The sequence below is a fragment of the bacterium genome, assembly GCA_016699125.1.
Classification (GTDB): domain Bacteria; phylum Babelota; class Babeliae; order Babelales; family Vermiphilaceae; genus AWTP1-30.
In genome coordinates this window covers 925,764-941,369 of record CP064961.1, presented here as the reverse complement: position 1 = coordinate 941,369, position 15,606 = coordinate 925,764, and the positions used below count along the sequence as shown (strand labels likewise).

The 15,606-nt window shown below is 36.6% G+C and carries 13 protein-coding genes; 7 read left to right on the top strand and 6 right to left on the bottom strand.

The genetic code is table 11. The features are described from left to right. Window positions 1-39: 39 nt before the first annotated feature. From polA to IPG37_04490, 6 genes are all read left to right on the top strand, one after another. Window positions 40-2,877 carry a DNA polymerase I gene (polA, locus tag IPG37_04515; protein QQR53689.1) on the top strand — a complete coding sequence of 946 codons (2,838 nt, stop codon included), beginning with the start codon at window positions 40-42 and terminating at the stop codon, window positions 2,875-2,877. Between the two features lie 124 nt (window positions 2,878-3,001). Then, window positions 3,002-3,259, top strand: a complete 258-nt coding sequence (gene rpmA / locus IPG37_04510) for a 50S ribosomal protein L27 (GenBank protein QQR53688.1) — start codon at window positions 3,002-3,004, stop codon at window positions 3,257-3,259. A gap of 67 nt (window positions 3,260-3,326) precedes the next feature. Further along, window positions 3,327-4,208, top strand: coding sequence for a protein translocase subunit SecF (gene secF, locus IPG37_04505; GenBank protein ID QQR53687.1), 882 nt, complete (start codon window positions 3,327-3,329; stop codon window positions 4,206-4,208). Window positions 4,209-4,475: 267 nt separating this feature from the next. After that, window positions 4,476-6,029 (top strand): transcription termination factor Rho, encoded by a 1,554-nt coding sequence (gene rho / locus IPG37_04500; GenBank protein ID QQR54286.1) that lies wholly within the window; start codon window positions 4,476-4,478, stop codon window positions 6,027-6,029. A 109-nt stretch (window positions 6,030-6,138) separates the two neighbouring features. Beyond that, window positions 6,139-6,429 (top strand): DUF167 domain-containing protein, encoded by a 291-nt coding sequence (locus IPG37_04495; GenBank protein ID QQR53686.1) that lies wholly within the window; start codon window positions 6,139-6,141, stop codon window positions 6,427-6,429. Between the two features lie 12 nt (window positions 6,430-6,441). Beyond that, the gene (locus IPG37_04490) at window positions 6,442-7,647 is read left to right on the top strand and encodes a type II secretion system F family protein (protein QQR53685.1); all 1,206 of its coding nucleotides are present in this window, start codon (window positions 6,442-6,444) and stop codon (window positions 7,645-7,647) included. Here IPG37_04490 and IPG37_04485 read toward each other — a convergent pair. From IPG37_04485 to IPG37_04470, 4 genes are all read right to left on the bottom strand, one after another. Then, window positions 7,641-7,958 carry a hypothetical protein gene (locus IPG37_04485; protein QQR53684.1) on the bottom strand — a complete coding sequence of 106 codons (318 nt, stop codon included), beginning with the start codon at window positions 7,956-7,958 and terminating at the stop codon, window positions 7,641-7,643. The two genes, IPG37_04490 and IPG37_04485, sit on opposite strands and share 7 nt — an antisense overlap. A gap of 108 nt (window positions 7,959-8,066) precedes the next feature. Then, window positions 8,067-8,630, bottom strand: coding sequence for a hypothetical protein (locus tag IPG37_04480; GenBank protein QQR53683.1), 564 nt, complete (start codon window positions 8,628-8,630; stop codon window positions 8,067-8,069). A 12-nt stretch (window positions 8,631-8,642) separates the two neighbouring features. Continuing rightward, window positions 8,643-9,737, bottom strand: a complete 1,095-nt coding sequence (locus tag IPG37_04475; protein ID QQR53682.1) for a hypothetical protein — start codon at window positions 9,735-9,737, stop codon at window positions 8,643-8,645. Window positions 9,738-9,771: 34 nt separating this feature from the next. Next, window positions 9,772-10,878: a hypothetical protein gene (locus tag IPG37_04470; GenBank protein QQR53681.1), complete on the bottom strand. Its 1,107-nt coding sequence runs from the start codon at window positions 10,876-10,878 to the stop codon at window positions 9,772-9,774. Window positions 10,879-11,029: 151 nt separating this feature from the next. On the opposite strand from IPG37_04470, the gene IPG37_04465 reads away from it, so the two are divergent. Continuing rightward, window positions 11,030-13,345 (top strand): hypothetical protein, encoded by a 2,316-nt coding sequence (locus tag IPG37_04465; protein QQR53680.1) that lies wholly within the window; start codon window positions 11,030-11,032, stop codon window positions 13,343-13,345. A gap of 74 nt (window positions 13,346-13,419) precedes the next feature. Here the strand turns inward: IPG37_04465 and IPG37_04460 are convergent, their stop codons facing one another. Together IPG37_04460 and IPG37_04455 are read right to left on the bottom strand one after the other, a co-directional pair. Then, window positions 13,420-13,818 carry a hypothetical protein gene (locus tag IPG37_04460; protein ID QQR53679.1) on the bottom strand — a complete coding sequence of 133 codons (399 nt, stop codon included), beginning with the start codon at window positions 13,816-13,818 and terminating at the stop codon, window positions 13,420-13,422. Window positions 13,819-13,910: 92 nt separating this feature from the next. After that, window positions 13,911-14,099, bottom strand: a complete 189-nt coding sequence (locus tag IPG37_04455) for a helix-turn-helix domain-containing protein (protein QQR53678.1) — start codon at window positions 14,097-14,099, stop codon at window positions 13,911-13,913. Window positions 14,100-15,606: the final 1,507 nt, after the last annotated feature.

Below are 15,606 nucleotides of genomic sequence, written 5' to 3'. Positions count from 1 at the left end.
TTTATTTTTCTCATATAAGTTTGAGGTTTTTTGCTCAAAATGTCAAAAAAACAGGCAAAAGCGGAGCAGTTTGTAAAAAACGAATTCTTGCGTATAATTTTTCTTAAACCTATGAATGAGTGCGCGATGATCAATGGTAATGATGCTAAAAATAAACTTTTTCTGATCGATGCTTCAGCTTTTTTGTATCGTGCATATTACGGATTGAAACCTTTACATACCTCAAAAGGGGTGCCTGTTCAGGCAGTCTATGCGTTTATTAGAATGATTAAAAAGCTTGCAGAAACACTTTCAATGCACCAACTGATAATTGTGTGGGACAGCAAGGGCAAAACGGAACGGCATGAGCTGTTTGCTGAATACAAGGCAACACGACAAGCACCACCGGATGATCTGTTTGTTCAAAAGGATTACATCAAGCGATTTATCGAGCTTGCCGGCATCTGCGCGGTGGAAAAAGAGGGCATAGAAGCTGACGACATTATGTATTCATTGGCGCTTGATGCAACGGACAAGTGGAACATGTCTGCGGTACTGGTTACGTCAGATAAAGACATGCAGCAGGCGTTGCAAGATGCTATTATTATGTATGATCCACTCAAAGAGGTTTTTATTGATCAGAAACTGTTTTTTGAAAAACATGGCTTTCAATCAGAAAGAGTTACTCTTTTTTATGCGCTCGTTGGTGACAGTTCGGACAACATTCCTGGTGTTGCTGGTATTGGCAAGGTTACTGCAACGGAGTTGGTGGCTCAGTATGAAAACATGGACGAGCTTTACAAAAATATAGAAAAACTGAAACCAAAAGTAGCTAATGCGTTGCTTGCACATAAAGCTAATGCCTATCTGAGCTTAGAGCTTTTCACTCTGCGTTACTATCAGATCATGTTACCAAAAAGTGATTACAGTTTTAACATCACACAGCTTGCAGGTGCAATGCCATTATTTGTTGAGCTTGAGTTTCATTCGCTTGTAAAACAGTTTCAAGCAACCGATCAAAACTTAAGTTTATTTGGTTTACATACGCAATCAATCTCAGATCCTACGGCTTTTGAAAAAAAGCTTGAGTTTTGGAAAACAAAAAAACTGATCACCGTGCTTGATGAAAAGCAGCTTGTACTGCTTGTTGAGCAAATAAAAGCAAAAAGAGAATGCGCAGTTGACACTGAAACTGATGGCAAACATCCGTTACTGAGCCAGTTGGTTGGTGTTTCGCTTGCAACCGATGATGATTGTGCATACTATATTCCCTGTCACCATGAAACAGACCAGCAGATTCCGTATGAGATTGTCATAAAACATGTAAAGCCATTGTTAGAAGATCCTGCCATTAAAAAATATATGCATAATGCCAAATTTGACATGCTTGTATTCAAAACTCATGGTGTTGAAATTAAAGGCTTGGAACTTGATACCATGATTGCGGCGCGCTTGGTAAATCCGGAGTGGCAAAAAATTGGGCTCAAAGTGTTGTCTGAAAAATATTTTCAAGAAGCAATGCTTACGTTTGATGAGGTCGTTGCGAGTCAAAAATATGATACCTTTGCACAGGTTCCCATGCAAATGGCGACTCTTTACGCGGCCGCTGATGCGATGCAGACACAAAAACTGGTACCGCTTTTATTGCAAGCATTAAGCGATCAGAATGAGCTTGAATATTATACAACAGTTGAGCATCCACTTGTTTCGATCTTATGCCAGATGGAATGCGAGGGCATACTGATTGATCTTCAAGTTTTAAAAGAGCTTGGAGTAACAATAACAGAGCTTTTACAAAAGACTTCAGAACATATATTTTCTTTTGCGAATGAGCCATTTAATCTCAATTCGCCAAAACAGGTAGAACAGTTTTTATTCAATCAATTGCACCTTCCCCCGCAAAAAAAGCTTTCAAAGAGTGGTAGTTATTCAACTGATCAGGGTGTGTTGCAACAGCTAGAGGAACTACATCCTGTCATTAAACTTATGTTGCAGTATCGAGAATTGGCTAAAATTCAAAATACGTATGTTGAGAGTTTACCTCTGGCTGTAAATCCAAAAACAGGGCGAATACATACATCTTTTAGTCAAACCATTGTCGCAACAGGGAGATTGTCAAGTTCTGAGCCGAATTTACAAAATATTCCTGCTTCTGGCCTTGGACTAGAAGTACGAAGGGCGTTTATCGCATCGCCTGGAAAAATGCTGATTAGTGTGGATTATTCACAGATTGAACTGCGTGTGCTTGCATATATGACGCAAGACAAAGCGCTATTAAAAGCATTTGATGAAAAGATAGATATTCATGCAATGACTGCTGCCGGTATTTTCAAAACTACTATTGATCAGGTTACCTCTGAACAAAGGCAGATTGGAAAACGAATTAATTTTTCTATTTTATATGGACAGGGTGCGCATAGTCTTTCAAAAGAGCTTAAAATTTCACATACTAACGCGCAACTGTATATTGATGGGTACTTTGCTCATTGTGCGTCTGTGCGCGAGTGGATGGACACTGTTATTGCACAGGCTCAAAAAGATGGATATATAAAAACATTTTGGGGCAGAAAAAGATATATTGCCAATATTAATCAAAAAAATAAGAACTTATACCAAGAAGCCTGTCGCGTAGCGGTTAACAGTGTTATTCAAGGAACTGCCGCTGATATTGTTAAAAAAGGTATGATAGCATTAGATTTAGGAATTAAAAAATCAAAAACTGATATTAAAATGTTATTACAGATTCATGATGAGTTAATACTGGAAACGCCTTTGACATGCATGGTTGAAGCTCAATCGATTATCGAAGAGTCCTTAAAAAGTCCCGTTCAATCATGGAATATACCATTTGAAGTTACATTTAAAATGGGCCATAATTGGAAAGAGGTGAGTAAGTAAATTTTTTTCTGCATGAAATCGGCTTGACTTTTTTGAATAAGATGGAATAATGTCGAAAGAGGCAATGTAAGACTCGTTCATTTCGGATAGTAATCAGAATTTTTAAAACTTTGAAGGAAGTGCGGTGGCAACAAGTAAATCTGGTGGTTCTACACAGAATGGTCGCGATAGCGAAAGCAAACGTTTAGGCGTTAAGATCTTTAGTGGAGAGAAAGTTACAGGGGGTGAAATACTTGTAAGACAGCGTGGTACGAACTTCCATCCTGGTAGTGGTGTTGGTAGGGGTGGTGATGATACCTTGTTTGCTATAGATGAAGGATCTGTCCGTTTTCACTATGGACGAAAAGGGCGCCGTTATATTTCGATTATACCTTTACCTTAAAAAAAAATTTATTTAGAAATTTTCGTATGATTTTCATGGAAACCATACAGAAGTAAGTGGAGAAGTCGTGATTCAATTTATTAAATATCGTGCGGTTGTTGCGTTTGGTTCATTCCTTTTTTTGGGTGCTTTTTGCGTTATGGCGGTTCGTCAATATCTTGACAGGGGTATAGTTTTTTCTTACAGCATCGACTTTACCGGCGGTACACAGGTTCTTTGCAAGGCTAATGTTCCTGTCAATGTAGATGATTTGATGAATGCATTGTCTACTAATGGATGGCTTAATGCGGATGTGCGGTTATTTGAAAATAATGAATTCATGGTGAAGGTACAAGATTTCTCGAATAATCCAAAAGGTCTTGCAGAAAAAATACGTACAGTATTAGAACCCGTTGTGCAAGGGCCTTTAGAAATTCTTCAAACAGAAGGTGTTGGTGCAGCAGTTGGTGAAAGTCTGAGGACTAAGTCTTTCAAAGCGATTCTGATATCCCTTTTAGCTATGCTTTTGTATATAGCATTCCGTTTTTGGTCTGTGGCTTTTGCTCTTGGTGCAGTGTTTGCACTCTTGCATGATTCTATAGCGATGCTTGCAATGTTGTTTTTTTTCGACAAAGAGATATCAATGAATGTTATTGCAGCAATTTTGGCTGTGTTAGGTTATTCAATCAATGATACGATTGTTATTTTTTCAAGAATTAGACAGGATCTAGCGCGTAGGAAGAATCAGGACTTAGCTGACGTTGTCAATGAAAGTATAAACCGTACCTTGACGCGCACAATTTTGACAAGTTTGTCAACTATATTGCCTGTGCTTGCAATGTTTTTATTTGGCGGAAAGGCGTTGCATACATCTTCATTTGCGCTTTTAGTGGGCATACTTTTTGGTACTTATTCGTCTATCTATATTGCAAGTCCAATTATGATGTTATTTTATCGTGAGCCACGATAAAATAGGTTTTTTTGATTTTGGTTATGTTGGGTAATACTTTCAAAAAAATGTTTAGTATTTTTTTCTAGATTTTGATATTTAAAATTCACCTTATCGATGTTTCGCGTAAGATTGCAGGAGTTTGCATAATGTTTGTATGTTCAAACAGTAGGAGTTGGTGTGATAAGTGAAAAAGAGAAAGAAGTGGGAACTTTTGAAGGTTCTTCAGAAGTATCTGCGCAACAATCTGTTGTTGATCATCCCAAGGATGAATCAGCTGTTCATCAATTGGCGCTAGTACAAAAAACCGAACCGGTTACTACTGAAAAAGCTGCTGATTTAGGTGCTCATAATGAAACTGATTATGCTGTTAGACCTCATCAAGGTAATAGCTCAGGCAGAAATCAATCAGGTAATGTACGACGTCGTTCGCCAAGATCTTACCAAGAACGTAATGAGCAGCGCCCGCGTCATGTTACACATCAATCACAAAATACTGCTGATGGTCAATCTCAAGATAAAGGTGGATCTGCACAGCAAGCAACCTTTAATGACAATCGACCTTTTGAAGAACGTTCATTAAATGAGCTTATAGGATACGCGCGAAAACTTGGTATTGTAGGTTCAACTTTGAAAAGCAAAATTGAACTTATTGAAAGAATTAAATATGTTCAAGCTCATCCAGATTTGGAAATGGAAGTTGAGGGGGTATTAGAAAAACTGCCTGATGGATTTGGGTTTTTGCGTTCAGCTCATTATGATTATGTATCTGGTCCTGATGATGTGTATGTTTCACCATCACAAATTAGAAGATTTAATTTGCGACCTGGTGATATGATTAATGGGGTTATTAGAAAACCAAAAGAGGGTGAAAAATATTTTGCACTACTTAAGGTCAATAAAATTAACTATCAGGATCCAGCCTCACTTATCGATAGGCCACATTTTGAAAGACTAAGCCCTTTGCATCCTTCTAAAAAATTTAATTTAGAGCATGAACCTACAAAATTTGCAACCAGAATCATGGATCTTTTTACACCAGTTGGTAAAGGTCAACGTGGTTTAATTGTTGCCCCACCCAAAGTGGGTAAAACTCTTCTTGTAAAAGAGTTTGCACAAAGTATTATCGCAAATCATCCTGAAGTATTTTTGATTGTGTTGCTTGTAGATGAACGTCCTGAAGAAGTTGCTGATATGGAACGAACGGTAAAAGGTTTTACCGCTGAAGTGATCAGTTCTACGTTTGATGAATCTGCAGAAAGACATGTGCAGGTTGCAGAAACGGTTCTTGAAAAAGCAAAACGGCTTGTAGAGTGTGGTAAAGATGTTGTGATTCTTTTAGATTCTTTGACCCGTCTTGCCCGTGCTTATAATACCATTGCGCCTGCCTCCGGTAAGATATTGACTGGTGGTATTGATGCGAATGCATTACAGCGTCCAAAACGTTTTTTCGGGGCAGCGCGAGCAACTGAAGAAGCTGGATCTTTAACAATTATGGCTACTGCTATGATTGATAATGGTTCGCGAATGGATGAAGTGATTTATGAAGAGTTTAAAGGTACGGGAAATATGGAAATGCATATGACGCGTAAACTATCTAATAAAAGAATTTTCCCTGCCTTTGACCTTTTAATCTCTGGTACGCGTCGTGACGATCTGTTATATCCTGAAGAGGATTTAAATCGTGTATGGATTTTACAAAAATTTTTATCCAATATGAATACAATCGAAGCGATGGAATTTTTGATTGAAAAGATGAAAAAGCACAAAGTAAATCGCGATTTTCTGGATTCTATGAATAAAAAAGATGATAAAAATACCCAAAATAGCAATAATATTTAAATGAACTGTTGTTTGTTTGTTTGCTGTGCTTTGAGGATGTATTAGCTACGTATTAATCATATCCATTGTTTTACGTTCATGTTTGCTAATCTGAAGGGATGGAGCGCAAGTGAAGCGGGTTTTTATCGACTTAGTTGTAGTTCCCTTGTCAGGAAGGCAAGCTATCCTTAAAGATAAAAATGGTAGGATAAAACTTTTCTTAAAAAGCCCTCCTGAGGGAGGGAAAGCTAATTGCGAATTAGTAAAATATATCGCAGGTATTTTGGGCCTTGTCCAACAAGATGTGTCGATTGTAAATGGAGCGACCTCTCGGAAAAAAAGGATAGCGGTTGCAACTCCGTTGACTTTAGAAGTAGTGTTACAGTTATTGGGTATTGAAAACCAGATCAAACTTTTATAAGGATAGTTGCAGATGCCTTATTATAAATGGAGGGGTCTTACAGTTCAGGGAAAGACCAAGAATGGTTATCTGTTTGCTCAGTCGGTGCAACAGCTGGATGAAGAGCTTTTTAAGATGCATATTGCGTTACTTGGTGCAAAAGACACTTCATGGCTTATGTTTCAATGGTCGATTACATCACAGGACAAAGCAGATGTTTTCATGCTTTTGAATGAATTATTAGAATATGGTCTGCATATTACCGATGCATGCCTAATGATAGGACGACAGTCTCAAAATCCTAAAATACAGGAAGTATTTTTAGGTGTAAGTCAAAAACTGTCTGATGGGTTATCAATTTACGAAGCATTGAAGTCGTATACATTTTTTTTTGATTCTTTTGCATGCCAAGCTTTTTTTGTTGGACAAGAGACAAATAATATGCAGGTTGTATGTAAGTTACTTGCAGCATATTATCAAACACAAGCGAATTTTCATAAAAAAATATACAATGCGCTCATGATGCCTCTAGTAACAGCAGTTTTTCTTTTAATAGTGGCATTTATGTTTTTCTTTTTCTTTGTGCCACATATTGCACATATATTTAAAAGTATGCGTATAACCTTGCCTACATCAACGCAATACATGATTCAGCTCAGTGCGTGGCTGCATGATGTTTCACATTTGTTGATGGTTTTGAGCATGTCTGTTTTGATCGTAATACTGATCTATTTTGTGAGGCAATCAAAACAATATAAAGCAGTGAAAGAGTTTTTGCTATTACGCCTTCCGTTTTTACGTCTGATTAAGCATGCATATGATCAGGCGCAATTTTTTTCTTTTCTTGGTGTGCTGCTTCAAGCAGGTATCAAAGTTGATCAAGCTGTCTATATGATTGCCAATATGGTTGATAAAGATACGAAGTTGCATGTGAGCCTGCAAAAGATTTCATTGCAATTACAAAGTGGCAGGTCGCTATCATTTGCATTAGCACAACATCTAGAACTGTTTACGCTTCATCAAATAATGGTCATTCGCATTGCCCAAGAGACCAATACAGTTGGCTCTGCCAGTCAAAAAATTGGAAGCAGTACCTTTTCATATTTAGATCAACTGTTAAATAGGATAGTTTTTTTGATTGGCCCAACCTTATTAATAGTATTGGGGCTTTGTATCGCGTTATTAGTTTTTGGTATTTACAGTCCACTGATGCAGCTTTCGTTTACCGTTGGTCAGTGAAGGTGTAATAGCTCCTCTGACTTGAATATCCATGCGAGTCTTGCCGCATAACTTGGATACCGAGAAGCCTTATTTTCAGCATGTAAAGCTTGCCAGAGGTTTGATTTCAAACCATGCATAGTCGAATGTGCTTCATCGATATACACGTGCAATGCTAAGAATCTTTTTGCTTGGTCAATATAGTTTTTACGATCTTTTTCGGTAACTTTTAAAAATTGTGAGTGCAAAGGCAAAAGATCAGCTACAAATTCCTGTTTCCTTTGCCAGTCATTAAACAGATCAAAGATCTTTTCATCTGGCTTGAATAACATGTTTAACTCTTGCGCATAAGCAGTTTGAGCAATTTGACCAGATGCTAACTGTATTATGCTGCGTGAAATCAGAAAATCTAAATCAGGATTTTTTGATTCAAGGCCATGCTATTTTGCGCTACAGGTTACATACTGCATGGCTACATGAAGCTCTGGTTCATGTGGTACTATGTATATCTCTGGAACAATATCCCCTGGCTCATTTTGGCTAAATTCTATTTTGTAGGTTGTTTCATCGTAATCGTAGCGATTGATAATTTTTTTGATCTGTGTCAACCATGGATGGTCTGTTGGCGCATCAGGAAATTCATACACAGCGATTTCGGTTGCGCGATCAAACGAACGTAACAGGTTCATACCAATCTCTTTTATCTCTTCTGTGTTTTGCTGGAGGAGACCTGTAGCCTCGTTTAAATATGCGTTTTTTGCTTCGTCTTGACGCAATAGTGCATACTGAATCAGCTCATCAATGTTATTATATTCTGAAAGTTGACTGTACAAAGCTGAAGCGGGTTCTTGGAGTGCTTTTTGTACCTGATTGGTAAACTGTTCAAGTTGTTCAGGATACGGAATAATTGTAGTTTGATAATTTTCAAGTTCGACCTGCGTAGCACGCATCGCGTGTACGAATATAATACAAAAAACTGTTTTAAAAAAAGTAGATTTAAACATGTTTAGTTCCTTCTATTTTTGATTTAAAAGCTCATAGATTCGCATTGCATATGCGAACTGAATGTAAGGCATTATAAAAAACTCTGTTGAGTCATCGTCTTCTTCCCATACTGGAGCATAATCTTTGCAGATGTACTGTGTCATGAAAGTTGATGCATACAAGCTTATTTTTGCAAAATCGATTAGCTCTTTTTTTGTACAAGTATACTGCAGCTTTTTGAACATATAGATATGTGCGTGTAATTTTTCTGTTCTCATGAGTGAATACAATTTTTTTGTGATTTCAGCTGGCCATTCAAATTTAGTATTCTGTTTTCTGATTTTGTATTCAATAAAGTTCATTAAATAGTAAGTTTCATGATGTTTTAATAGAATATGTGCAAACAAAGGTAAAATTATAGAGGGAAACAATGATATGTTTTTAAAAGTAAGATCGAAGTATGGTAAAACCATTTTATAAATATAAGAGGTATCGTCTCGATTAACATATGCGTCAAAAAAAAATTCAAACATGGGCCAAAATCTGATCGATACATAGCGATGATCTATTCCACAGAGATCCATGAGTTTTAAGATATATGGAGCTCTTTTATTTTGATCATGCACAACAGCTTTGGAATCAATAGTTTTGTAAGTAAGATTCTTTTGCTTTTCATATTCATTTTTAAATTCTGTTGCGGTTTCTTCGTCATAGTTTGCGATTAAAAATGTTTCAATCTCATTGCATAGTTCATCTTTGAGTTGATTTTCTTTTTTTTGGATTGTGCCCACCAGCTCGTCAATGGTTTTGTATTCTTGTAGAGTTTTCCAGAGGTTTGAGTTCGAATTTTTTAAACTTTTTTGTAAGTTATTTTGTAACTCGTCAAGATCCATATGAATTACTATTTCTCTAGGAACACAGATTGAGCTCTTATCGTCACTAAATACTTCAAAATAGGCCGTTGTTTTTCCGTCTGTTACGCAAGGGCCTCCATTAATGATATATTTTGCACATTCTTTCACTGTTTCTACAAAAGTATACAATTTTGAAAGCCATGGCTCTGCAAAAGCATCATGTGCAAAATTTGTGATTAATATACAGCTGAAAAAAAGTTTTTTACTATTCATTTTGTGATACCGTTTCATTTTAATCTGTTTCCTTCTATTTTTGATTTAAAAGCTCATATATTCGCATTGCATATGCAAACCGAATGTAATAGGTATGATAAGCTTCAGTTGAATCATTGTCTTCTTCCCACAATGGACTGCGGTGTGTATAATCACGATTAATATGGGCAACTGACCAATATAAACTTTCTTGTATAAAACTATTCAAAATTTTCTTTGAAACTTTACCTTGCAGTTGACAAAACATACATAGGTCTGCATGAAGCTCTTGTGTGCGTAAAAGTAAGGCATATTTTTTGAAAAGTTCAGGTGGCCATTCAAACTTGGCGTTACGTTTTTTTAATTTAGCCTCAAGAAAATGTACCAAATGTTTGGTATCAGGATGTTTCAATAAAATGTGTGAACATTCATGTAAAACTACAAAAGGTAAAAAAGATACATTTTTAAAATACAGGTTTCCGTACGGAAGGTTTATTTCGTAATCATTTAATTCACTGTGTTTTTGAGCTTGGCCATTGCCCCATGGAATAGTATCTTTAAATCTGATTGATACATATTTTGGGTCAATACCACAGAGCTTGATAATTTTTAAAATATATGGGGTTGTTGGACTGAGCTCATGAATGACATTTTTAGGGTTAGTCGTTTTATAATTGCGCAACTTGAGACATTCGGCCTCATTTTTCAGTTCTGTTGCGATCTCTTTGTCGTAGTTTGCGATTAAAAATGCTTCAACGTCATGGAAAAGCTCATCTTTCAATTGGGTTTCTTTTTTGTCAATTGCTGCTACAACCTCCTTGACCGTTTTGTATTCTTGCAGTGTTTGCCACAGTTTTGAATTGGAATCTTTTAAACTTTGTTGTAAATTACTTTTCAGTTCTTCAAGATTGGTGTTGATCGTGTACCTATCAATATAGTGTCCATACAAATAATGGTGCCAATCCTCAAAACAGGCAACGCAATAATTTCGTACAGCGGCAAAGCATCTGATAAGTATATAGCTTGCATATCCTTTGATTGATCGATTTGAGGTATAAAATCTGGAAATCTGTATCCTTTCAGGCACAGTATGATTCGGGCCCTGCGCAAACAGAAGGCTTACTCCGAATAAAAAGCTGGAAAAAAACCTTTTAAAACACATTCTTATCCTTTCGATCTTTGCCTACTCCTTTAGTTTATTAGATTTGCCGCTTTCTGTCTAAAAAACCCCCAATTAAACTATTTTTAGCCACCAGTATTTACAATCTGAAAATTATAATATATACTAAAATAGAATAAATGGAGGATTTGCTATGTTAAATCGTGTTAAAAAGCTTGTAAAAGGCTTATTTTTGCCTATCGTGTTTCTGTCCATACAGCCGGTTTTTGGGTGGTTTGGACCATTTGGAAGTAAAACTGAGCAGGAAATTGCGTCAGAAAAGGCACTAAAAGAGCGTATTGCAGCAATGAGAAAACAGATTAAAGAGCGTATGCGGGCTCGATCAGTGTTACAAAGCGTTGATGCTGATGAGTGGATCTTCAAAGCACCCTTATCATTTGCCGGTCGGCAGGAATGGAATGAGTTGGACATTTCAACCATTTTGAATGGTCGCTTTGAGAAAACGAGTGACAATGATGAAGAACAAGGGATTTTAGTACAAAAACCGCTCATTCAACCATTTACGATGTTTGGTTCATACGGTTTGTTTAAAATGCTCAACCCGATTACCGATTTTGAACTACTGAAAAAAAGGCAGGCTTTTTTAAAACAGGTGCACGACGATAGCAGTTCGTACGCCGAGATGAAGTCTTTGTTAGAAACTATCAAAAAAGACCAGAAAAGTATTTTAAGTTATTTTGCAAGTCAGGAAGAAAAGTTCCATGAACTGTACTGGACGCAACCAAAGACTTTTTTGTGGCTCTTTGATCTTCCCAAAATTGCTGACTTATGTAACCAGAATCCTACATTAATGAACCTTTCATTGTTCTCAACCATTGGTGGTATTGCAGGAAGTTTTTTTGGCGTACAAGTAACTCAAGCTATAATGGATATGGTTTTAAATGGTCTGGGCGGCACATTTGTAAAACCAGATCAAAATGTAAATGAAACTATAAAAAGTAGTGTTAAAAATGCCTTAATTGGCATGCTTTCGAATGGTTTGCGACTGCCTTTTACTGTCATTAATCCATTTATACAATCAGATTTACTAAAAAAGCTTGATCTGCAATGGTCTCTTCCGCCTGCTCATTGTATACAGATACTGCTTTCCTTGAACTCAAGTTTCGGTGATAAAATAGATGTGCTTAAACGAGGTCCTTCCTTGGGAATTATAGATAATAGTGAAGGGCAGCAGGTTGCTCATGGCTTTTTGGGAACTAGGAAATTAGAAAAATACGGTTCATGGATGCCAACTGCAGCTGCTGCAACTGTGGCGCTTCCATTGCAAATATATGCGGGATATCAGGTGTATCACATATACAAGTCGATGGTCGATAGGCTGAAAAGTTACAAAACAAATATGCAAAAGATGCATAAAAAAATGATCAAAGTTGCTCGTTTGATAAAAAATATGGAAAAATTACAGGAGCTGGCTGTCAAGTTTGGATGTCCAGATCTGGTTGCGCAAGTGGCGCATTCGGATGATTATACGCAGGTGATGAAGGATCTGCATAGCGGTACCTTTGACGGTACGTCAGCCTTGTACAACCGTGGTAAGATGCTTATTGCACATAAAAAGCTTGCACAACTTGCACACAATGGTGAGTTAACATGGTTGTTCCAAAACCTTGCAACGGTAGACAGTTATATTTCTGTCCTTGAATTTATGAAAACTAATAATAGTAATGGTAACCCTGTCTGTTTTGTTGATTTTGTTGAAGATACACAACGAACAGAATGTACCTTGAAAAACTCGTGGCAGCCGCTTGTGTCAGCTCAATCGCTCAAGATTGATGGTTCATGGGGTGCAATCAAACCGATATTGAATGATATTGCTTTGGGTGGTACATACGCCAACACCATTATTTTGACAGGGCCGAATGGTTGTGGAAAATCAACGATTCTGAAAACCGTTGGATGTGCGGGTTGGTTTGCACACTGTTTTGCAATTGCACCGGCAGAAAAAGCGATAATGAGCTTCTTTTCGGGAATGCGAACAAGTTTGAACATTGCCGACAACATTAATAAAGGACTTTCAACACACATGGCATCTCATGATGCGGTTGAACGAATTAAGAGTTACGTTGCAACCATACATGAGAAAAATAAAGGACTCATTTTGTGTGGTGAGCCGTATCGTGGCACACCGGACCCTCAGACCGATCGTAAGGTTATAGAGTTTTGCGAAGGACTGCGGTCAAATAAGCATTTTATCATGGCTTTAGAAACACACGTGGTCGGGCCTACCTATTTTGCTCAGAAGTATCCACATGATTTTTCAAATGGTCAGATGGAGATCAAAGAGCAGGCCAACGGTATGTTTGAACGTACCTTCAAACTGTTGCCAGGCGCTGCAGACTGGTGGTTTAAACCAAGCGAAAAAGCGAACAGGTTTGTTGACTGGATTACCGTCTTAACCAAACAGGTCAAAGAGAGTAAGATGAATCTGGTTGGTAGGACGATCAGTTGAAAAGGTATTGAAAATAAGAAGCGATCTAAATAAAGAGGCGGAGTGCAGTAAAACGCACCCCGCCTTCTGTTATTTTATTTACCCCATGTTTGAAAAAGCATACGCAACGCTATATTTTGCACGCCATAACCGCTAATTCCACCTACGGTTCCTAAAAAGCATACGCAAGCCAGTGCCTGTTTATTCGTTACTACCATAGATTGATCTTGTGTCGCCTTCCAAACTATATAACCTCCTCCTGTTAATCCCAGTGTGAAACCGATTGCAGGAAAAACTATGTTTCCATGATTGATATGAAAATCTTTTGCAGTTTCATACCAATTTGCATCCGCCTTGTTTGAAAATAAACTTATTGTCAAAAAGAGTAACAAGTATCTTTTATTGGTCATTTGAGCATCCTCATGATTAAATGACCAATAGAATTTCAATGAAAGTTTTTCATAGGTGCAACCAAAAGTCAACGTTTTTTGCATAAAAGGGGCGTTTATAAAAACCCCGATTCAAATCTGAAGCGCACTGTTACAACTTGGAAAGTTGATCATAAAAGGCCTCTGAGGGTATCAAATTAATGACTTATTCCTAGTTTCCTTCCAATCTCTCTTTTTGAATGACCACTATCCAGAAGCACTTCTATCTGGCATCTTTGTTTATAAATCAGGTGTTTGCCATCTGTTTGGCTCATAAAACTCTTGTTGTGTTTTTGTTCAGAGACTAGTTTATGATCACCTGATTTTTTTTCTACTTGGTGGTGCATTTGGCACTTGAAAGGGCTTATCCTTGTCTGTTATTTTATACAAAATCTTGCTATTGCGCTATTTAATATATTACAATTATTAAAGAAAATTAATCATTGATGAGTGATTCATTGTGTTTTACCTTTATATTTTTTTTATTTATATACTATTGCATTCGAATTTTTTAATTTCTAGCGAATCCTTATCCAAAGAACTGTTTGATAACAGTCTAACTTTTCTATCAAAACCGCTTACTCTTGCTAATTTTAAAATCGAGATAGCTGAGCAGGACCCTCTAAATATAAATACTCCTCTCATAAATATATGGAATTCGACCATTCCAAGTATAGCAGTTTCAAGGTTTTCAGAAGAAAAAGAAAAATACAAATACGTACTTGCTTTAATAGTTATACTAAAAAAAGTATTTGAACTGCATTATGAGAAATACCCTAAAAGAATTTTTCATGGAATGTATGATTTTGTTAGTTATTGCCAAAGTCTCAATGGCAGTCAATTTGTATATGTTGAAAACAAAACCGATTATGACAAAAACTTATTTCAAGATAATCTCCAGAGAAAACAAATTGCTGGTCAACATTACTCGCAAAAATCTCAAGTCAATACTATGCCTTCATCCCAAAAAACTGATGAAAAATTTATTGAATGGGCTAAAGCTCTTATTTTCAATGGAGTCTGTCTGTCAAAAAATTATTTGCAAGAGAACAATGCTGAATATATCTTTCGTGGACAGAAACTAAATAATAGTGCATCGGATATTACTTTTTATAATGAAAGCTCACTAGACAACGCAACTAAAAATGAAAAAAAAGTCACTGCATTGAATTTTACACGCAATGAGCTTGATACATTCAGTTCCAAGATTAACGTAGCAATACAAGTAATGCAAGGGTTATTACAACCAATAATAAGTAAAGAATTAAAGACACTTCGCAATACTATTGAGAATACATTTAATATTATTTTAGATACTCAAAAAAAAACAGTAAACTCAGATATAATAATAGAAAAAATCCAGGTAAAATCTAGAGCGAGAACTCGTAGACGTGGCAACCAAAACCAACTTGGCAACGATCAGGGAGGCCTTATATACACATACCTTCAATCGCTATATGAACTTGATACAAGCTATGATAATCTTTTAAAGATTAGAAATGAGCTACTAACAATGGATTTTGAAGAACTTAGCATAAAACTAGGCATTACAGCAACATTGTATGAATCAAAGCAAAGATATAACAAGGTAGAAGAATTCTTAAAAACATATATAAAAACACTACAAGATTTTCTATCTACCTCTGAACAGTATGAATCGATTTCTGCATTTAACTGTTTACTAAATAACGAATGGACAATTTTTACATCTTTTGTCAATAAAATTGAAACAATAACGCAAAGTGATAACAAGAATTCAAAAGAAAAAGTCGCTAAAGACCGTGTAAGATTCTCTGAGGTCGGAGACAACACCACTGAATCAGAAAAGTTAATCGAAGCTGTAAAGGACCAATC

Bases quoted from the DNA above. Each gene is read 5' to 3' on its own strand.
- IPG37_04455 (QQR53678.1), bottom strand. From the start codon at position 14,099: ATGCACCACCAAGTAGAAAAAAAATCAGGTGATCATAAACTAGTCTCT.
- IPG37_04485 (QQR53684.1), bottom strand. From the start codon at position 7,958: ATGTTATTCAAGCCAGATGAAAAGATCTTTGATCTGTTTAATGACTGG.
- polA (QQR53689.1), top strand. From the start codon at position 40: ATGTCAAAAAAACAGGCAAAAGCGGAGCAGTTTGTAAAAAACGAATTC.
- IPG37_04490 (QQR53685.1), top strand. From the start codon at position 6,442: ATGCCTTATTATAAATGGAGGGGTCTTACAGTTCAGGGAAAGACCAAG.
- IPG37_04465 (QQR53680.1), top strand. From the start codon at position 11,030: ATGTTAAATCGTGTTAAAAAGCTTGTAAAAGGCTTATTTTTGCCTATC.
- IPG37_04470 (QQR53681.1), bottom strand. From the start codon at position 10,878: ATGTGTTTTAAAAGGTTTTTTTCCAGCTTTTTATTCGGAGTAAGCCTT.
- IPG37_04460 (QQR53679.1), bottom strand. From the start codon at position 13,818: ATGCAAAAAACGTTGACTTTTGGTTGCACCTATGAAAAACTTTCATTG.
- IPG37_04480 (QQR53683.1), bottom strand. From the start codon at position 8,630: ATGTTTAAATCTACTTTTTTTAAAACAGTTTTTTGTATTATATTCGTA.
- IPG37_04475 (QQR53682.1), bottom strand. From the start codon at position 9,737: ATGAATAGTAAAAAACTTTTTTTCAGCTGTATATTAATCACAAATTTT.